Source organism: Streptomyces sp. NPDC094032 (assembly GCF_040303965.1).
Lineage (GTDB): Bacteria > Actinomycetota > Actinomycetes > Streptomycetales > Streptomycetaceae > Streptomyces.
The window spans coordinates 295,701-312,571 of record NZ_JBEOUE010000006.1 but is presented as its reverse complement, the minus strand read 5'-3'; the positions used below and the strand labels follow the sequence as shown (position 1 = coordinate 312,571).

The 16,871-nt window shown below is 72.7% G+C and carries 17 protein-coding genes; 10 read left to right on the top strand and 7 right to left on the bottom strand.

Annotated elements, in window-relative coordinates; all coding sequences use genetic code 11:
* Both ABTZ54_RS12520 and ABTZ54_RS12515 read right to left on the bottom strand, forming a co-directional pair.
* Positions 1-377, bottom strand: a 377-nt coding sequence (locus tag ABTZ54_RS12520) for an acyl carrier protein (RefSeq protein ID WP_351660816.1), incomplete at its 3' end; no start/stop codon positions are given.
* A 165-nt stretch (positions 378-542) separates the two neighbouring features.
* A complete protein-coding gene (locus ABTZ54_RS12515; RefSeq protein ID WP_351660813.1) occupies positions 543-1,325 on the bottom strand; it encodes a thioesterase family protein in 783 nt (260 codons plus the stop codon).
* A gap of 254 nt (positions 1,326-1,579) precedes the next feature.
* Here ABTZ54_RS12515 and ABTZ54_RS12510 point away from each other — a divergent pair, with 254 nt between their 5' ends.
* The 8 genes from ABTZ54_RS12510 to ABTZ54_RS12475 all read left to right on the top strand — a co-directional run bounded on the left by ABTZ54_RS12510 (position 1,580) and on the right by ABTZ54_RS12475 (position 9,275).
* Entirely contained in the window at positions 1,580-2,287 is a 708-nt protein-coding gene (locus ABTZ54_RS12510; protein ID WP_351660810.1) for a helix-turn-helix transcriptional regulator, read from the top strand.
* 103 nt (positions 2,288-2,390) lie between these two features.
* Positions 2,391-2,774, top strand: a complete 384-nt coding sequence (locus ABTZ54_RS12505) for a BlaI/MecI/CopY family transcriptional regulator (RefSeq protein ID WP_351660807.1) — start codon at positions 2,391-2,393, stop codon at positions 2,772-2,774.
* Positions 2,771-3,625 carry a M56 family metallopeptidase gene (locus tag ABTZ54_RS12500; protein ID WP_351660804.1) on the top strand — a complete coding sequence of 285 codons (855 nt, stop codon included), beginning with the start codon at positions 2,771-2,773 and terminating at the stop codon, positions 3,623-3,625. The genes ABTZ54_RS12505 and ABTZ54_RS12500 overlap by 4 nt, the downstream gene beginning before the upstream one ends.
* A gap of 211 nt (positions 3,626-3,836) precedes the next feature.
* Positions 3,837-4,850, top strand: a complete 1,014-nt coding sequence (locus ABTZ54_RS12495; RefSeq protein WP_351660801.1) for an ATP-binding cassette domain-containing protein — start codon at positions 3,837-3,839, stop codon at positions 4,848-4,850.
* Entirely contained in the window at positions 4,847-5,701 is an 855-nt protein-coding gene (locus ABTZ54_RS12490) for an ABC transporter permease (RefSeq protein ID WP_351660798.1), read from the top strand. The genes ABTZ54_RS12495 and ABTZ54_RS12490 overlap by 4 nt, the downstream gene beginning before the upstream one ends.
* A 45-nt stretch (positions 5,702-5,746) precedes the next feature.
* Positions 5,747-7,555: an AMP-binding protein gene (locus ABTZ54_RS12485; RefSeq protein ID WP_351660795.1), complete on the top strand. Its 1,809-nt coding sequence runs from the start codon at positions 5,747-5,749 to the stop codon at positions 7,553-7,555.
* Complete coding sequence (locus ABTZ54_RS12480) at positions 7,552-8,313, top strand: thioesterase II family protein (protein WP_351660792.1); 762 nt, start codon at positions 7,552-7,554, stop codon at positions 8,311-8,313. Before ABTZ54_RS12485 ends, ABTZ54_RS12480 begins: the two co-directional genes overlap by 4 nt.
* Positions 8,307-9,275, top strand: coding sequence for a beta-ketoacyl-ACP synthase 3 (locus tag ABTZ54_RS12475; RefSeq protein ID WP_351660789.1), 969 nt, complete (start codon positions 8,307-8,309; stop codon positions 9,273-9,275). The genes ABTZ54_RS12480 and ABTZ54_RS12475 overlap by 7 nt, the downstream gene beginning before the upstream one ends.
* 77 nt (positions 9,276-9,352) lie before the next feature.
* Here the strand turns inward: ABTZ54_RS12475 and ABTZ54_RS12470 are convergent, their stop codons facing one another.
* The 3 genes from ABTZ54_RS12470 to ABTZ54_RS12460 all read right to left on the bottom strand — a co-directional run bounded on the left by ABTZ54_RS12470 (position 9,353) and on the right by ABTZ54_RS12460 (position 11,919).
* Positions 9,353-9,961, bottom strand: a complete 609-nt coding sequence (locus ABTZ54_RS12470; RefSeq protein WP_351660786.1) for a class I SAM-dependent methyltransferase — start codon at positions 9,959-9,961, stop codon at positions 9,353-9,355.
* Between the two features lie 100 nt (positions 9,962-10,061).
* Positions 10,062-10,943, bottom strand: coding sequence for a hypothetical protein (locus ABTZ54_RS12465; RefSeq protein WP_351660783.1), 882 nt, complete (start codon positions 10,941-10,943; stop codon positions 10,062-10,064).
* 43 nt (positions 10,944-10,986) lie between these two features.
* Positions 10,987-11,919: a TIGR03619 family F420-dependent LLM class oxidoreductase gene (locus ABTZ54_RS12460; RefSeq protein ID WP_351660780.1), complete on the bottom strand. Its 933-nt coding sequence runs from the start codon at positions 11,917-11,919 to the stop codon at positions 10,987-10,989.
* 207 nt (positions 11,920-12,126) lie between these two features.
* Between ABTZ54_RS12460 and ABTZ54_RS12455 the strand changes: the two genes are divergently transcribed.
* On the top strand, positions 12,127-13,368 hold the full coding sequence (locus tag ABTZ54_RS12455; protein WP_351660777.1) for an NAD(P)/FAD-dependent oxidoreductase: 1,242 nt from the start codon (positions 12,127-12,129) through the stop codon (positions 13,366-13,368).
* A 69-nt stretch (positions 13,369-13,437) separates the two neighbouring features.
* A complete protein-coding gene (locus tag ABTZ54_RS12450) occupies positions 13,438-14,421 on the top strand; it encodes an NAD(P)/FAD-dependent oxidoreductase (RefSeq protein ID WP_351660774.1) in 984 nt (327 codons plus the stop codon).
* 92 nt (positions 14,422-14,513) lie between these two features.
* On the opposite strand, the gene ABTZ54_RS12445 is transcribed toward ABTZ54_RS12450, so the two are convergent.
* A complete protein-coding gene (locus ABTZ54_RS12445; protein WP_351660771.1) occupies positions 14,514-16,145 on the bottom strand; it encodes an MDR family MFS transporter in 1,632 nt (543 codons plus the stop codon).
* Positions 16,146-16,262: 117 nt separating this feature from the next.
* A complete protein-coding gene (locus tag ABTZ54_RS12440) occupies positions 16,263-16,853 on the bottom strand; it encodes a TetR/AcrR family transcriptional regulator (protein ID WP_351660768.1) in 591 nt (196 codons plus the stop codon).
* Between the last annotated feature and the right edge of the window lie 18 nt (positions 16,854-16,871).

Here is a 16,871-nt window from a genome sequence, read left to right as displayed (position 1 = left end):
CCCAACTCAAACAACCCCGACCGACCCAACCAATACGCATGCTGCACATCCGTCAGACCAAACCCCTCGAACCGACCCCCCACATCCCCCACCAACACCGGAAGGGAATCGGAGGTGTGCCCCTCGGCGAGGGCCTCTTCGATCAGCGCGGCGATGCCGTCGAGGGTGGGCTCCTCGATGAGGTCCACGAGGGGCACGACGGCGTCGAACTCGGCCTCGATCAGGGCCTTGAGCTCGGCCGCCGCGAGCGACTCCAGGTAGAGCGGGGCGTCGGAGGCCGTGCCCGCGTCGTCCCAGTCGGGAACCACCTGTGCGCACAGCACCCGCAGTCGGTCGTGCGGCTGCGGGGCATCCAGGGCTGCGAGTTCGCTGTTCATGACTGCTCCTCCACGAGACGCGCTTCGGTGATCAGTCGGCCAGCTTGGTGCGGCGTCCGGCGGGGGCACATCCTCGGGCGGTGTCGCGAAGGGCCCTGCGCGGTCCGGCAGGTCGGAGGTACCCGATCGGGCAGTACGCGGACGAGGCCGCGGCCCTCCGCGCTCTCAGCGCGCCCGTACGAACAGCGCCTGCGCGGCGGTGCCGATCGGGCCCGTCTCGTCCCACAGCACCGCTCTGGTCGATCCGGCGCCGTCCGCACCGAGTTCCGTCACCGCGTCGAGGCCGGTCCAGGAGCCGACCGGCTGCCGGTGCAGATGCACCGTCAGGTCGACGTTGGCGAAAGCGAACCGGGTCCAGTCGACGACCGCGCTGATGCCGCTGCCCATGTCGGCGTTCATCAGCACACCGCTCAGCGCCGAGCCGGGCGCGTCGGAGGTGAGCGGTACATGGGTCCGCATCCAGGCGAAGGCCGGTCCGGGGGCCAGGAACTCGCCTTTCACGAAGCGGCGTTCGGAGGCGCGCAGGTATCCGAAGGGCGGGCGGGGGTGGGGTTCGGCCGGCGGCACCGGACTGACCTCCGCCGTATCCGCCGCCGCCCCCGTGGGCGGCAGGTCCAGCGGCGCGGCGCGCGACCACCAGCCGGCGAAGCGGGCGCGGGGTGTTCCGTCGGCACCGGCGGCGAGTTCGGCCTCGACGAGCCACAGGCTGCGCCCCTGCCGCCCGACACGGGTCGTGACGGACACGGTGTCCATCGGGACGGGCCCGAGGAAGTCGCAGGTCGAGCGAATCGGCTGAAAACCGGGTGGCGGCAGCTGCTCGGCGTGGTGTGCGAGCAAGGCCGCCACCGCGCCGCCGTACTGGTGTGCGGCATCCCAGGGCCCCTGCGCGCAGAGGGTCGGCCGGTAGCGAGCGCCGCCCAGCGGGCGGTAGAAGACGTCGTCATCCATAGCAACACCCTTTGTCGGAGCAGTAGTTGACCAAGACACAACCAACTACAGCAGCGTAGTGTATGGTGACTCGCGCTTCCGGTTCTCCCTGGTGCCTCCGTACGGGCACCCTGTCCGATCCTGGACCAGCTGTCCGCGGGACCCACTGGCCGACCCGGCCGTGCCTCCCATGGCGGCTCCCCCATAGGAGTCCGATCCAGACACATGTCCGTGGCGGGTCATGCCCGACCGGCCGCTGAATCGATGGGGGTCACGTGACTACGTTTGCCGTTCACACTCTGGAACACGCCTCCGACCGACTGGGATTCGATCGGCTGTACTCCCAGCTCCGCGTGCTCGTCGCCCTGGAGAATGGCGTCGCCCGCTGGGGCGTCTGCTCCATGCTCGACGCGCTGCCCACCGTCCGGGCCACGACGGGCTGCGGAACCCTTCAGGAGGCCGCGGCGCAGTTGTCCGAGACCCCGTACGACGTGCTCATCCTGTCCGCGACACTGGCCGACGAGGAGCTGGCGGGCCTGCGCGAGAGCTGTCAAGGCGGCCCGAAGGTCCTGCTGCTCCTGCACCACCCGAGCGACGAGGCGCTGGCCCGCGCGGCCTCGCAGCACGTGGACGGGTTCCTCCTGGAGGCCGGTCTGACACCGGAGGCCCTTCAGGACGCGCTCGGGCGGCTGCTGCGCGGCGAGATGCCGATGCCCGACTCGATGGCGCGCGAGCTGCTCTCGATGGTCCGGCGCCGCGGCCCCGCTCCGGCCCGCGGGCTCTTCCTCACGCCCCGCGAGCAGCAGGCGCTCGACCTCCTGGCGGCCGGCTGCAGCAACAAGCAGATCGCCCGCAGACTGGGGATATCGGAGCACGGGGCGAAACGTCACGTCGGCAACGTGCTCGCGAAGCTGAACTGCCCCAACCGCACCCTGGCGGTCGCCATGGCCCTGCGCGAGGGGCTGGTGACCGAGGAGCGCTGAGGGAGGGACCCGCCGCCGACCGCCGCCACCGACCGACCACCGCCACTGACCGACCACCGCCGCCGGGCTGCCGCCTACCACAATGCTGTAGTAGATTGATGGTGTGGCTTCCCCCTCATCACCCGGCGGCGTGGTCCTCGGTGCCCTGGAGACCGAGATCATGAACGTGCTGTGGAGCGCTCCCGGCCCGTTGTCCGTCCGCGACGTCCTGGACCGGGTCAACGAGCGGCGTGCCACCCCCCTCGCGTACACCACGATCATGACCGTGCTCGGGCGGCTCGCCGACAAGGGCGCGACCACCCGCACGAAGCAGGGCCGCGGGTATCTGTACACGGCCGCGGTCGCCGACGAGGCCGCGCTCGCGGTGCGCGAGGTGATCCGCGACTTCGGCGCGGCCGCCGTGGCGCACTTCGTCGACGAGGCCCGTGCCACGCCCGAGCTGATGGCGCGACTGGAGCGCCTGATGCGGGAGGACGACGGCACGTGAGCCGCGCGAGGACGTCACGCCTCGGCGTGGCGTTGCGCGTCGCGGGCCTGGTGGTGCGCATCGCCGCGTCGACGTTCTTCATCGTCATGGCGGTCCTGTTCGTGACCGCCCACCACGGTTCCCCCGGACACCCCTGGCATCGCGCCGAGATGGCCCTGGCGCTGTCGCTGGCGGCCGTGGGCTGGGCCGGTTCGCACCTGTTGCTCTTCCGGTGGCTCCGGGACACCCGGCGGCTGCACCGTCACATCGCGGACCATCTGCTGCCCCTCTCCCCCGCCCTCGCCCGTGCCGCCGCCCGTGTGGGGCTCGACGACCGGGTGGTCGAGCTGGCCGGGCCCCAGGCGACGGCCTTCACCTACGGCTCCTGGCGCCCCCGGGTCGTGGTCTCCCGGGTCCTCGTCGCGCAGCTCACGGAGGACGAGCTCGCCGCGGTGCTCCGCCACGAGCAGACCCACCTCGGCCGGCTCGACCCGCTGCGGCGGAGTCTGCTCGCGGTCGCCGGAGCCACCTTCTGGTACGTCCCGCTGCTGCGCCACTGGCAGTCGCTCCAGGTGGTGCGGCAGGAGATCGCCGCCGACCGGCGTGCCGTGGAATGCTGCGGGCGGCAGGCGGTGGCGGGCGCGCTGTTCGCCGTATCGCGGGAGTCTTCGTCGCCGACGGCCGGGCCGGTGGCCGCGATGTCCAATCCGGCGCTCCTGGGCGCGCGCATCGCCCATCTCGAAGGGCTTCAGGTCGCCGAGCCTCCCGTGCTCACCCGGCGCCTCATCCTCGTCAGCGCCCTGGGGCTCGCGGGAGTCGTGGCCGTGGTCGGGGTGGCGATCCACCTCCTGTGCCTCTCCCACTCCGGCTGACGCGCTTCCAGGGCCTTCCCGTCCGCCTCCCTCCTCCCTCCTCCCTCCTCCCCCCCTCCGTCCCGTCCGTGCGGCCTGCCCGATCGGGTACCGCGGCCGGGCCTGAGCGGAACGCTGCGGACGGGCCCCCCGGAGTGCACTGGGCCCGCCCGGAACCGCGGGTCATCCTCACAGCGCCGGGTGCACACCCCCGGCCGACGAGGAGGCGAGCGTGGGGGAGACGAGAATCTCCGTACGGTCCCTGGGCAAGGTGTTCCCGGACGGGACACGGGCCCTTCAGGACGTCGGTTTCGACATCGCGGCCGGTGAGACCTTCGGCTGTCTGGGCCGCAACGGGGCCGGGAAGACGACCCTGGTCAATCTGCTGACCACGCTCGACACGCCCACCGAGGGCACGGCGAGCATCTGCGGCCACGACGTGGTGGCGCGGCGTGAGGAGGTGCGGTCCCGGATCGGGGCGTCCCTCCAGCAGGTCGCCCTGGACGAGCTGATGACCGGACGGGAGCACCTGGAGTTCGTCGGCCGGCTCGCCGGGCTCGGCGCGGCGGCCGTACGGGCCAAGGCGGACGAACTCGTCCGGCTCTTCGGCCTGGAGGCGGCGGTCGACAAGATGGTGGCGGTCTGTTCCGGCGGCACGCGCCGCCGGCTGGATCTGGCGCTCGCCCTGCTGCGGGATCCCGAGGTGCTCTTCCTGGACGAGCCGACCACGGGACTCGACCCGCAGAACCGGCGGGCGCTGTGGGAGTGGGTGCGTTCGTTCGCCGCCGAGGGCGGCACCGTGCTGCTCACCACCCAGTACCTCGAAGAGGCGGACGAGCTCGCCGACCGGGTCGCCGTGCTGGACTCCGGGCGGATCGCCGTCCTGGACACCCCGAGCGCCCTGAAGGCCCAGGCGGGCGGCAAGCAGGTCCAGGTGCGGCCGGTCGACGGGCTCGAACGGTCCTGTGTGCTGGGGGAGTTCGGGACGCGGGCGGCCCTTGACCCGGGCGGTGACGTGATCGTGGACGCCGCCCGCGAGGGTGAACTGCTCTCCGTACTCGGCCGGCTGGCCGCGCTCGGGGTGCCGCAGACCGCCCTCGCGGTCGTCGAGCCGACGCTGGAGGACGTCTTCGTCCGGCTCACCGGCGCGTCCGCCTCCGCCGAGTCGGACAACTCCACCGCCTCCGGCCTCGCGGCCATCGGCCGGTCCCTGGCCGGCGGAACAGGAAGGAACGAACGGCCGTGACGGACCTGACCCTCGACTCCCGCGACCGGGCGAAGCCGCCCACCACCGGCGCCGTTTCCCCGCTGCCGCGCGCCTCCGCGAACGGCTTCACCGCCGAGGTGCTCCTGCTGCTGCGCCGCAACATCCGTGAGGCGCTGCGCAGCCCCGTGATCGCCTTCGTCTTCCCGGTGCTCTTCCCGCTGTTCGCGGAGACCCTGGTCGCCTCGGCGTACAGCAGGGTGTCCAGCCTCGCCAGCTTCCCCGTCCATCCGTACACCGCGTACATGGCGCCCGGGATGATGCTGCTCGCGGGCATGATGGGCTCCGGCTACTCGGCGACGGCCCTCGTGCTCGACGTGCAGACCGGCTTCCTGAACCGGATGCGTCTGCTGGACGTGCGGCCCTCGGCGATCCTGCTGTCCCGGGTGCTGTTCGACGCCCTGCGGGTGCTGCCCGCCGCCGTGGTCGTGCTCGTGGTCGGTCTCGCGCTCGGGGCGCGGATCGACAGCGGGCCCGCCGCGGTGCCGGCCCTGCTGCTGATGTGCAGCGTGTGGTCGGTGGCGTACGGCGGACTGTTCTACATCGTGGCGCTGACCACCTGGAATCCGCAGGCGCCGCTGGCGATGTCGCCGCTGTTCATCCTGCTCATGTTCACCAGCACCGCCGCCATGCCGAACGCGCTGCTCCCCGACTGGCTGGCGGCGCTCTCCGCGTACAACCCGTTCACGTACGTCACCGAGGGCGCCCGTGCCCTGATGACCGGCCCCGTCGACGGGGGTGCGCTGCTCGCCATGGCCGGCGTGCTCCTGGGGGGTGTGGTCCTGACCCAGGCGTTCGTCATTCCGCTGTTCCGCCGCGCCGTCGAGCGCTGAGCCGTCGCGCGCCCGGCCTGTCCGGCGCATTCCCGAAGGAGCCCCATGACCACCCAGGTCGTCCCCTCTCCGTCCCCCGCTCCGCTGCCCCTCTCCCCCGCCGTCGAGCCCGCCGTCGAGCCCGCCGTCGAGCCCGCCGACTTCTACGGGGCTTCGACCGTTCCCCAGGCCCTGGCCCGTTCGGCCCGTACCGCCAAGGGCATCATCCTCGTCGACGGTTCCCTCGCCGAGACCCGGCTCGCCTACCGGGACCTGGACGCCTCGGCCCGTTCGATCGCCGCCGGGCTGCGCGCCTCCGGGGTGGCGCCCGGCGACCGGGTGTGCCTGCTGTCCGGCACGGACGAGCCCCTGCTGCGCACGCTCTTCGGTGTCTGGTACGCGGGCGCCGTGCCCGTCATGCTGCCGCTGCCGCGCAGGCGCGGGGAGCTGGAGGAGTTCCTGGACGACATCGGCCGGCGGGTCGCGGCCGTGGACGCCCGGGTCCTCGCGGTCACGGACGCGTACGCGGAGGTGTTCGCGCCGCTCGCCGGGCCCGGCTGCCGGGTGGCTCCTCTGGGTGAACTCGCCGCTCTCGGGCGGGAGTCGGCGGTGCCGGTGATCGAGGTGCCCTCGGATCCGGACGCGGTGGCGCTGCTCCAGTTCACCTCCGGCACCACCCAGTCGTCGCGTGCCGTCGTGCTCACCCACCACAACGTGCTGTCGAACATGGCGGCCGTGTGGCACGGCTACGGCATCGGTCCGGAGGAGACCGGGATGACGTGGCTGCCGCTCAACCACGACATGGGCATCATCGGTCTGCTGGGGTGTGTCGCGCGCGGCAACGACGTCGTGGTGCAGTCGCCCGAGCACTTCATCTCCAGCCCCATGTCCTGGCTCACCGCCATCTCCCGCTATCGCGTCTCGCTCACCGTGGCCCCCAACTTCGCTTACGCGCTGGCCGGTCGGCTGCTGCGCGGGGTCGAGCGCGCGCTGGACCTGTCGTGTCTGAAGTGGGCGGTCAACGGTGCGGAGCCGATCGACGTGGAGAGCCTCGACGCGTTCACGGCCGCCGCCGCCCGGTACGGGATGCGCCCGACGGTGCCGTGTCCGGTGTTCGGCCTCGCCGAGGCGACGCTCTGTGTGACGCTGCGGCCGTCGGGCTCGCCGCTGGCCGTCTCGTGGGTGGACCGGGACGCCCTGGAGACCGAGGGTCTCGCGGTGCCGGTGCCGGAGGGTGCGCCGGGCGCGCGTCGGCTCGTGGCGTGCGGGACGCCGATCCCGGGTACGCGGGTGAGCGTCCGCGCCGAGGACGGGACGGAGCTGCCGCACGGGCGGGTCGGGGCCATCCACGTCCAGGGTCCGTGTGTGATGTCCGGGTACTGGAACGACCCGGCGGCCACCGCGGCGGTGATGGCCGACGGCTGGCTGGACACCGGTGACCTCGGTTTCGTCGGCGACGAGGGCCTGGTGATCTGCGGCCGCCGCAAGGACATGATCATCCTGGGCGGCCGGAACATCTACCCGGAGGACTTCGAGACGGAGGCCGAGCGGGTGGAGGGGGTCCGCAGCGGCAACACCATCGCCTTCCTTGAGCACACGACCGGGCGCATGGTCCTGGTGGCGGAGGGCCGGGTGGGCGCCGCGGAGGCGCCGGATCTGGCGGCGCGGCTGCTGGACCGCCTGCGCAGGCGGCTGCCGGTGCCGCCGCACGAGGTGGTCGTGTGCCCCGCCTCGTCGCTGCCGAAGACCACCTCGGGCAAGCGGCGGCGTGGCCGCTGCCGGGAGATGTACGTGGACGGGACGCTGCCCGTGCTCGCCCGGGCGGTGCGGTCGGCGGCGGGCGGCGGCGCCGCGAGTCCGGAGCGGGCCAAGTGACGGAGACGGCGGTACGCCGGCCGGCCGGCCCGGCGGCGGGGTCCGCCGGTGACGGGCCGCCGGCGCTCTACTGCTTCCCGCACGCCGGGGGCGGTGCGGCGTCCTTCCGGCTGTGGCAGGAGGCGGTGGGTCCGCTGGCCCGGGTGCGGACCGTCGCGCCGCCGCCTCCGGCCGGCCGACCGGGCGCTTCCGTACGGGAGTTGGCCGTCCTGGCCGCGGACCGTCTCGGGCGGCTGGATCCGGGGGCCGTCCTGCTGGGCCACAGCATGGGGGCGCTGGTCGCCTTCGAGACCGTACGCGAGCTGGTGCGGCGCGGCCGGCCCTCCCCCGCCGCCCTCGTGGTCGTCGCCCACGCGGCGCCGCACGCGCCGCGCGCGCGTGCCGCGATCAGCGCGCTGCCGTCCGACGCGTTCTGGGCCGAGGTCGAGGCGATGGGCGGGACGTCCGACGAGGTGCTGGCCCGGCCGGAGCTGCGGGCGGCGACGGAGCCGAGGCTGCGGGCGGACTTCGCGGCCTGTGAGGCGTACCGCTTCGCCCCGGGGCCGCCGTTGCCCTGCCGGGTGATCGGGTACGTCGGGTCGTCGGACCGGCAGGCGAGTGCCGCGTCCATGCAGCCGTGGCGGATGCACACGCTGGACGGTTTCTCGCTGACCGAGCGGCCGGGCGGCCACTTCTTCCTGCACGAGGAGCCCCGTGAGGTGGTCGCGGACGCCCTGCGGCAGTCCCGGTCCGAGCGCTGGGAGGAGGCGCGATGCTGATCATGGTGCCGCCGGCGGTGGGTTCGGAGGCCGCCGTCCTGGGTGTCGGGGCGCACCGCCCGGCCCGGCTCGTCGGCAACGACGAGGTGTGCGAGGTGCTCGACTCCAGCGACGAGTGGATCAGGCGCAGGTCCGGGATCCGCTCGCGGCGGCGGGCGGCGCCCGGGGAGACGCTGGCGGTGATGGCGCAGGCCGCCTGTGAGAAGGCGCTGGCGGCGGCCGGGGTGACGGCCCGTGAGGTGGACACCCTGCTGCTGGCGACGATGAGCCGGCTGGACGAGGGGCCGCCGGTCGCCGTCGAGGTGGCCCGGCGGCTCGGTGCCTTCGGGGCGACGGCGACCGATCTGTCGGCCGCGTGCGCCGGTTTCACGCACGGGATCGCGCTCGCCCGCCAGGTCGTGGTCAGCGGGCAGGGCCGCCATGTGCTGGTGGTCGGTACGGAGCGGATGTCGGACATCGTCGATCCGAGGGACCGGGGCACGGCGTTCCTGTTCGGGGACGGCGCGGGCGCCATGGTGGTGGGCCCGTCGGCCGAGCCGGGCATCGGCCCGGTGAGCTGGGGCTCGGACGGTACGGGGGGCGACCTCATCGTGCGGCGGGGTGCCGATCCGTTCCTGCGGATGCGGGGCCAGGAGGTGTTCCGGTGGGCGGTGACCCATATGCCGGAGGTGGCCCGCGCGGCGCTGGACCGGGCGGGGGTGGGGGTCGAGGATCTGGACGCCTTCGTGCCGCATCAGGCGAATCTGCGGATCGTGGACCGGGTCGCCTCGGCGCTGCGGCTGCCGGATTCCGTCGTCGTGGCCCGTGACGTCGTCGACATGGGCAACACGTCGGCGGCCTCGATCCCGCTGGCCGCGGAGCGGCTGCTGGCGTCGGGGCGGGTCGCCTCGGGCGGGCTCGCGCTGTTCCTGGGGTTCGGCGCGGGGCTCGCGTACGCGGCGCAGGTGGTGCGGCTGCCCTGATCCGACGCCGTTTCCCGGAAGGTCCGGCCGGTGCGCGAACGTCGCGCACCGGCCGGACCTTTCGGTGTGCGCCCCGCTCAGGGCAGGTAGGCCCGGCCCCGGACGAACGGCACCAGGCGGGGGACGCCCGCCCGGGGCTCCAGGATGTCGAGGACGCTGAGGCGGAAGCCGGCGGCGCGGATCGCGGTGACGGTGTCGACGTTGATGCGGCAGCCGCTGCGCAGCCGCCGTACGACGGGCGTCATCATGTCCTGCATCCCGGCGGTCCAGTGGTTGCGGGAGCGGACGTGTTCGAGGAAGACGAGCACGCCGTCCGGGGAGAGCACGCGCCGGATCTCGGCGAGCGCCGTCGCCTGGTCGGGCGCGGCGCACAGCGCCATGGTGGAGACGACGGCGTCGAACGAGCGGTCCCTGAAGGGGAGTCGGCCGGGTGCGGCCGTCACGACGGAGACGGGTATGCCGGTCGGGGCGGAGGCCCGGAGGCGGGCCGCGCCGCTCGCTCCGGAGCGGTTCACGGCGACGACACGGGCGACCCCTTTGTAGTGGGGCAGGTTGGCTCCGCTGCTCGCACCGAGCTCCAGGACCGTGCCGTACAGCGGTTCCACGAGGGAGCGCCGGGCCTCCTCGGCGCAGCCGCGGGGGCGGTTGCGCTCCGCCGGCGGGGGTTCCTGTGCTGCCTTCTCCATTGCGGCCTCCTCCATGACGGACAGGACCCGCGGGCCGTCGCTCGGCCTCGCGGGTCCTGTCGTTCTCGTGCGGGCGCCGGGGCCCGTCTCACCGGATCTCTCAGACGCGGGGTTCGAGGGACTCGAGCTCGTAGGTGACGCGGACGCGGTAGGTGACGGTGGAGCCGTCGGGCAGGACGGAGCTGGTGTCCTGCTTGCGGATCATCTTGAGGTAGGCGCCGGTGCGGGTCTCGAACCACACGTCGGCGACGGCGGTGCCCTTCATCTCCCCGTCGACGGAGCTGAGGAGTTCGACGTGGTAGGCGTCGACGGGTTTGCCGCCGACGACGACGGGTTCCTTGTTGCGGAAGACGATGTCGATGCTGGCCGCGTCGTGGTGCGAGGCGTAGCACTTGGTCGACTGGCGGCCTCCGGGGCCGACGGCCTTGCCGCCGACCTGGACCATGCCGGGGTTGCACTCGTGGACCATCTTGCGGTGCACGTCGCCGAAGGTGATCTCGGAGATGTGCGCCATGCAGAGGAACTCTCCGGGCGCGCTGCACTGCCGGTGCCCGTCGGTGTATTCGCGGGCGGTCCTGAAGTACAGCTCCCAGCCGCAGCCGGAGGAGCGCAGGACGGTGGCCGGAGTGACCTGGGGGAACTGCCGGGTGTACTTCTGCCCGTCGTACTCGACCCAGTCCTTGCCCGTGGTGCGGTACGAGTAGACGCCGGGCTTGGGCGCGGAGAAGCCGGCGAGGGTGGGGTTCGGGGGCACCGGCAGCTTGGCGGGCATCCGGATGTCCTCGTGCTTCGGCCGGGCGTCGGCGCGGTACTCGGAGACGGCCTCGTCGACGCTGATCGCCGTGAGCTGGGGCGAGAAGAGGGTCTCCTCGCTCTTGGAGACGTAGACGAAGGCGCCGGAGGCGACGATCACGAGCAGTACGGGTATGAGGCTGAGCAGGCGCGTCCTGCGGCTGCGCCGGGGCCTGTGGGGATGGAGCATCGGTGGGCGGTTCCTTCCTGGGTCGGCGGGTCGGGGCGGCGGGTCACGACAGCAGCGGCAGGACGTCCTTGCTCAGCCACTCCATGGTGTCGACGATCTCCTGGGGCCTCATGTTGAGGTCGAGGACCATCAGGGAGATCCCCTCGCGCCGGTAGGCGTCGAAGGACTCGGCGATGTCGGCGGGTGATCCGTGGAGGTTGTTGCGGTCCGACATGAAGTTCATGACGGGGAAGGGCGGGAGGAGTCCGCGGCGGGCGGAGAGCATGATCGCCTCGGGGTCCCGGCCGGCCTCGGTGGCGTGCCGGTGGATGAGTTCGCGGGCCGGGCCGATCTCCTCGGGGTAGACCTCGTGCCCCAGCCAGCCGTCGCCGAGGCGCCCGACGCGGCGCAGGGCCGGTTCGGAGTTGCCGCCGACGTGGATGCGGGGGCCGCCGGGGCGGTGGGCGCGACTGGTGAGCCACATGTCGTCGAAGTGGGTGAACCTGCCGTGGAACGAGACGGGTTCGGAGGCCTCCCAGAGGGTGCGCATCAGGGCGATGGCTTCGTCGGTACGCGCTCCGCGCTGCCGCCGGGGCACGCCGACGGTGTCGAACTCCTCGTCCATCCAGCCGATGCCCGCGCCGAGTTCGATCCTTCCCTCGGTGAGCTGGTCGAGGGCGGCCAGCTCACCGGCGAGGATGACCGGGTTGCGGTAGGGCAGGGCCAGCACGTGGGTGCCGATGCGGATGCGCTCGGTGGCACCGGCGACCAGGCCCATGACCGCGATGGGGTCGAGCCAGGGGACGCCCCAGTTGTACGCGTCGGACGTGGTGGCCCGCGGGTAGAGGCAGGTCGAGTGGCGCTCGCGGGGCAGGGCGACGTGGCTGCTGATCCACAGCGAGTGGAAGCCGAGACGGTCCGCGGCCTCGGCCACCTGGAGCACGTACTTGCGCCGGCCCGCGGGCCCGACGGTGGGCAGCGAGATGCCGATGTCCATGAACTCCTCCGGGTTTGACGGACTCCCAGCCTCGGGGCGGTGGTGGCGGGCCGAGGAGACTCGTGGGACCGGGACATGCGCCGGGGCCGATCCGACCGGGGCCGGGGTACCCGTTCGAGGCCCCCCATCGGGCCTTCCGGCGTACGGGGGACGCCGGTTGGCTGGGCGGACCTCTTGCCGTTCGCCGTTCACAGCCCCGGAGGCCGCATGTACGACGTCATCGTGGTGGGAGCCCGCTGCGCGGGTTCCCCCACCGCCATGTTGCTCGCCCGGATGGGCCACCGTGTCCTCGTCCTGGACCGGGCCTCGTTCCCCAGCGACACGCTGTCGACCCACTTCATGCACCAGAGCGGTCTCGCCCGCCTGCGCAAGTGGGGGCTCCTGGACCGTCTGGAGGCCTCGGGCTGCCCGCCGGTGACCGAGGCGGTCTGGTACTACGGCGATCTGCCGATCCGCGGCTGTCCGCCGCCGGTCCAGGGCGTCGGCCCGGCGTACGCGCCGCGCCGGATCGTCCTCGACAAGATCCTCGTGGACGCCGCCCGCGAGGCGGGCGCCGAGATCCGCGAGGGGTTCACCGTGCGGGACCTGATCGTCGAGGACGGCGTGGTCGTCGGCGTGCGCGGGCGCAGTCACGGCGGCGCCGAGGAGGAGCTGCGCGCCCGCGCGGTGGTCGGCGCGGACGGGAAGCGCTCGCTGGTGGCGCGGCTGATGGACGCGCCGGTGTACAACGACCGGCCCGCCAGGACCGTGGCGTACTACACGTACTGGACGGGTCTCGACCGGGGCTACGAGGTGTACTTCGGCGACGAGCAGCAGGTCGCGGTGATGCCGACGCACGACGACGCGCATCTGATCGTGTGCGCGCTGCCGCACGCGGAGAAGGACCGGTTCAAGGCCGACATCGAGGGCACCTACCACCGGATCATCAAGGACACGGCACCCGGTCTGGCCACCGAGATGAGCGAGTCGGGCCGGCAGACCGAGCGCTTCATGGGGACGGCCGACCTGCCGTTCTACTACCGGCGTCCGTACGGGGCAGGCTGGGCGCTGGCGGGCGACGCCGGCTATCACAAGGACCCGGTCACGGGTCAGGGCATCACGGACGCCTTCCGTGACGCCGAGGTGCTCTCGGAGGCCCTGCACAAGGTGCTGGAGGGCACCGGCGACTGGGACGAGGAGATGGCGGCGTACGAGGCGCGCCGCAACGAGGAGTCGCAGTGGCTCTACGAGTTCACCCACCAGGCGGCCTCGCTGGGCTTCAGCGACCGGATGCGCAAGGCGTTCCGGGTGCTGGCCTACGACCGGGCGGAGGCGGACAGCTTCCTGGGCATCGTGGCCGGTTCCACGTCGGTGCTGGACTTCTTCGGCCCTGAGCACATGGCGGAGCTGGAGCGGCGGGCGGAGGACCCGGAGGACGAGGCGCGGGTGGCGGCAGCGGCGGAGCGCTGAGCGGGCCGGTCGCGTCGTTGAACGCCCCACCCCTTTCTACTACACTTGCGTAGTAGAAAGGGGTTCCTCATGCCTAGCCTCACGCCCAGTCCCACGCCCGGTCCCACGCCCGGACCGACCGAAGCGCCCGTCTACGACGTCGTCATCGTCGGCGGCGGCCCGGCGGGCCTCGCCGCGGCGACCACCCTCGGCCGCACCCACCGCTCCACCCTCCTGCTCGACGCCGGCTCCGGCCGCAACCGCGCCTCGCGCCACAGCCACGGCTTCCTGACCCGCGACGGCCTGCCCCCGGCGGAGCTCCGCGCGCTCGGGCTCGGCCAGCTCTCCGCGTACCGGCACGTCGAGCACCGGGCCCTCGCGGTCGCCGGGGTGAAGCCGGAGGACGACCACTTCGCCGTCTCGCTCGCCGACGGCTCCACCGCCCGGGGCAGGCGGCTGCTGCTCGCCACCGGCATGACGGACGTCCTGCCCGAACTGCCCGGACTCGCCGAGGCGTGGGGCGTCTCCGCCTTCAACTGCCCCTACTGCGACGCCCACGAGGTGGCGGACGAGCGGGTGGTCGTCCTCGGCGGGGACGGCGGCGCCCTGCGCCTCGCGCTCCAACTCTCCCGTTTCGTGGGCGACATCACCGTGTGCTCCGGCGGCGAGGAGATCACCGACGAGGGCACCCTGCGCCTGCTGCTGCGGCGCGGCGTGAAGCTGCGCACGGAGCCGTACGAGGGGCTCGACGTCGACGGGGAGGGCCGGCTGCGCGCGGTCGCCTTCGCCGACGGCGGACGGCTCGACTGCCGCGCCGCCTTCCTCCGCCCGCCGACCCGCCAGGGCAGCACCCTGCCCGAGGAGCTCGGCTGCTCCCTCTTCGAGGACGGCAGCGTCGAGGTCAACGACTTCCAGCAGACCACGGTACGAGGGGTCTTCGCCGCCGGCGATCTGGCCCGCCGCGCCTCCCTGCCGTTCCCGGCCTCGCAGATCGTGCACGCGGCCTCGGCCGGATCGCTCGCGGCGGTGGTCATGGACCAGGAGCTGCTCGGCGAGGAGGCGATGCGCGGCTGAGCGGCTTCCGGCCGACGACCCGCGACAGGGGGAGGGCCCGGGGTGATCCCCGGGCCCTCCCCCTGTCGCGGACCGACCCGCCACGGAAGCACTCACTCCGCCGCCGGGACCTGCTCCTTGCTCCCCGCCGGGGCCGCCGACGCTGCCGCGGCCGCCTCGGCCGCCTCCGCGGCCACCTTCGCCTCGTGGTCCTCCTTGAACTTCTTCAGGAACTCGACCGTCCACAGCGGCACCGTCGGCAGGGCCAGCGCGAGGACCAGCAGCAGCCCGGCGAAGGGCAGCGCCCAGACGTAGACGATGTGGATGGACTCGGCGAACGCCTGGGAGAACAGCGCCTGTACGGACTCCGGCAGCACCGATCCGTCGACCATCGCCTGCCGCGCCACCTCGTCCGGCGACGCGTTCAGCGCCGCGCCGCCCGAGCCCATCTCGTCGGCGAGCCGCCGCACGAGGACCGTGCTGAAGAACGCCGTACCGATCGCGCCGCCCATGGACCGGAAGAACATCGCCGCCGAGGACGCCACGCCGAGGTACTGCATCTCGGCCGAGTTCTGCATGATCAGGACCAGGAGCTGGATGGCGAAGCCCATGCCCATGCCGAGCACCAGCATCTCCAGGACCATGAGCCAGTCGGGGGTGTCACCGTCGAGCTGGGTCAGCGCCGCGAAGCCGACGATGGTGAGCACCGAACCGATGATCGGGTACGGCCGGTAGCGCCCCGAGGCGGTGACGCGGCGGCCGACGACGGTCATCGTCCCGACGACGCCCAGCATCAGCGGAGTGAGGGCGAGACCGGAGGTGGACGCGCTCATCCCCCGTACCGCCTGGAAGAACTGCGGCAGGAACACCACCGCGGCGAGCAGCAGCATGCCCAGGACCACCGAGGCGGGCACGGCCACCGCGAACGCCCGCGCCTTGAAGAGCTGGAGCGGCAGTACGGGGTTGGCCGCCGACCGCTCCCGCGCCACGAAGCCGATCAGCAGCACCACCGCGGCGGCGAGCAGGCCGAGGATCTGCGCCGAGCCCCACGCGTAGTCGCGCCCGGCCCAGACGGTCACCAGCATGAGGCAGGTGACGGCGCCGACGAGCAGCACCGAGCCCAGCACGTCGAGCGCGCCGCGGACCACGGCCTGGGGCAGCCTGAAGTACGTGACGACCAGGAACATCGACACCAGGCCGATCGGCACGTTGATGTAGAAGACCCAGCGCCAGTCGAGGTAGTCGGTGAACACGCCGCCGAGCAGCGGGCCGCCGATGCTGCCGGCGGCGAAGACGGCGCCGCTGTAGCTGAGCGCCTTGCCCCGCTCGTGCAGCGGCACGAGGTCGGCGATCCCGGCGCTGCCGAGACCGACGAGACCGCCGCCGCCGAGGCCCTGGAGCGCGCGCAGGGCGATCAGCGACCACATGTTCGGCGCGACGCCGCACAGGATCGAGGAGCCGATGAAGAGCGAGAGCGCGATGAGCACCATCCGGCGGCGGCCGAACATGTCGCCCAGCTTGCCGTACAGCGGCGCGCTCGCCGTCGTCGTCAGCAGATAGGCGCTCACGATCCACGCCGAGGAGGAGAGGCTCCCGAGGTCCTTGGCGATCGAGGGCAGCGCGGTGGCGACGATGGTCTGGTCGAGCGTGCTCAGCAGCATGCCGAGAGCCAGACCCGTGATCGCGAGGCCACGCCGCTCCGGGGCGGCCCGGCCGAGTAACTGGGCGGAGGCAGAAGCAGACATGTTTTCCCCTCAGGGGCTCACGGAGCGGCGAAGGGACGGTGCGGGACCACCCCAACAACGACGCAGTCATAGTACTACGTCTTCATAGTAGATGCTCCGGGAGCTCACCCGTGGGGCTCAGGTCCCGTCGGTCGCGCCGTTCATCAGCAGGGTGACGATCTCCTGGGCGAAGCCGTCGGTGACGTCCCGGCGGCGGACGAGGATGCGGAGCCAGAGGGCGCCGGCGAGGGCGTCGACGAGGAGGGACGGGTCGAAGGCGGCGGCGAGTTCACCCCGGGCGACGGCGCGGACGAAGATCGGCTGGTGCCGGCCGAGGCGGTCCTCCAGGAAGGAGGAGACGAGGTCGCGCATGGCGGGGTGGCGTACGGCGCCGACGAGCGCGGACTCGACGACGGCGCGCTTGTGCTCGTCCGCGAGCAGGTCCTGGACCCGGGAGCCGAGGGCCGCGAGGTCACCGGCGAGGCTGCCGGTGTCGGGCAGGTCGAAGGCGAGCAGGCCCGAGTTGAGCAGGGCGTCGCGCAGCAGCTCGGACTTGGACGGCCACCAGCGGTAGATGGTCGTCTTGTTCACGTTCGCCCGCTGGGCGACGCCCTCGATCGTCAGCAGGTCGTAGCCGTGCTCGGCGAGGAGGCCGAGGCAGGCCGCGAAGATCTCGTCACGGCGCCGGGGGCCGCCGCTCTTGCCTGGTGTCCGCGTGTCGTCCGTCATCGCGGGCCACCGTATCAA

What these genes read in the sequence shown, in the direction of transcription:
- ABTZ54_RS12515 (WP_351660813.1), bottom strand. Translation starts at nt 1,325, where the DNA reads ATGGATGACGACGTCTTCTACCGCCCGCTGGGCGGCGCTCGCTACCGG.
- ABTZ54_RS12485 (WP_351660795.1), top strand. Translation starts at nt 5,747, where the DNA reads ATGACCACCCAGGTCGTCCCCTCTCCGTCCCCCGCTCCGCTGCCCCTC.
- ABTZ54_RS12475 (WP_351660789.1), top strand. Translation starts at nt 8,307, where the DNA reads ATGCTGATCATGGTGCCGCCGGCGGTGGGTTCGGAGGCCGCCGTCCTG.
- ABTZ54_RS12470 (WP_351660786.1), bottom strand. Translation starts at nt 9,961, where the DNA reads ATGGAGAAGGCAGCACAGGAACCCCCGCCGGCGGAGCGCAACCGCCCC.
- ABTZ54_RS12465 (WP_351660783.1), bottom strand. Translation starts at nt 10,943, where the DNA reads ATGCTCCATCCCCACAGGCCCCGGCGCAGCCGCAGGACGCGCCTGCTC.
- ABTZ54_RS12460 (WP_351660780.1), bottom strand. Translation starts at nt 11,919, where the DNA reads ATGGACATCGGCATCTCGCTGCCCACCGTCGGGCCCGCGGGCCGGCGC.
- ABTZ54_RS12455 (WP_351660777.1), top strand. Translation starts at nt 12,127, where the DNA reads ATGTACGACGTCATCGTGGTGGGAGCCCGCTGCGCGGGTTCCCCCACC.
- ABTZ54_RS12450 (WP_351660774.1), top strand. Translation starts at nt 13,438, where the DNA reads ATGCCTAGCCTCACGCCCAGTCCCACGCCCGGTCCCACGCCCGGACCG.
- ABTZ54_RS12445 (WP_351660771.1), bottom strand. Translation starts at nt 16,145, where the DNA reads ATGTCTGCTTCTGCCTCCGCCCAGTTACTCGGCCGGGCCGCCCCGGAG.
- ABTZ54_RS12440 (WP_351660768.1), bottom strand. Translation starts at nt 16,853, where the DNA reads ATGACGGACGACACGCGGACACCAGGCAAGAGCGGCGGCCCCCGGCGC.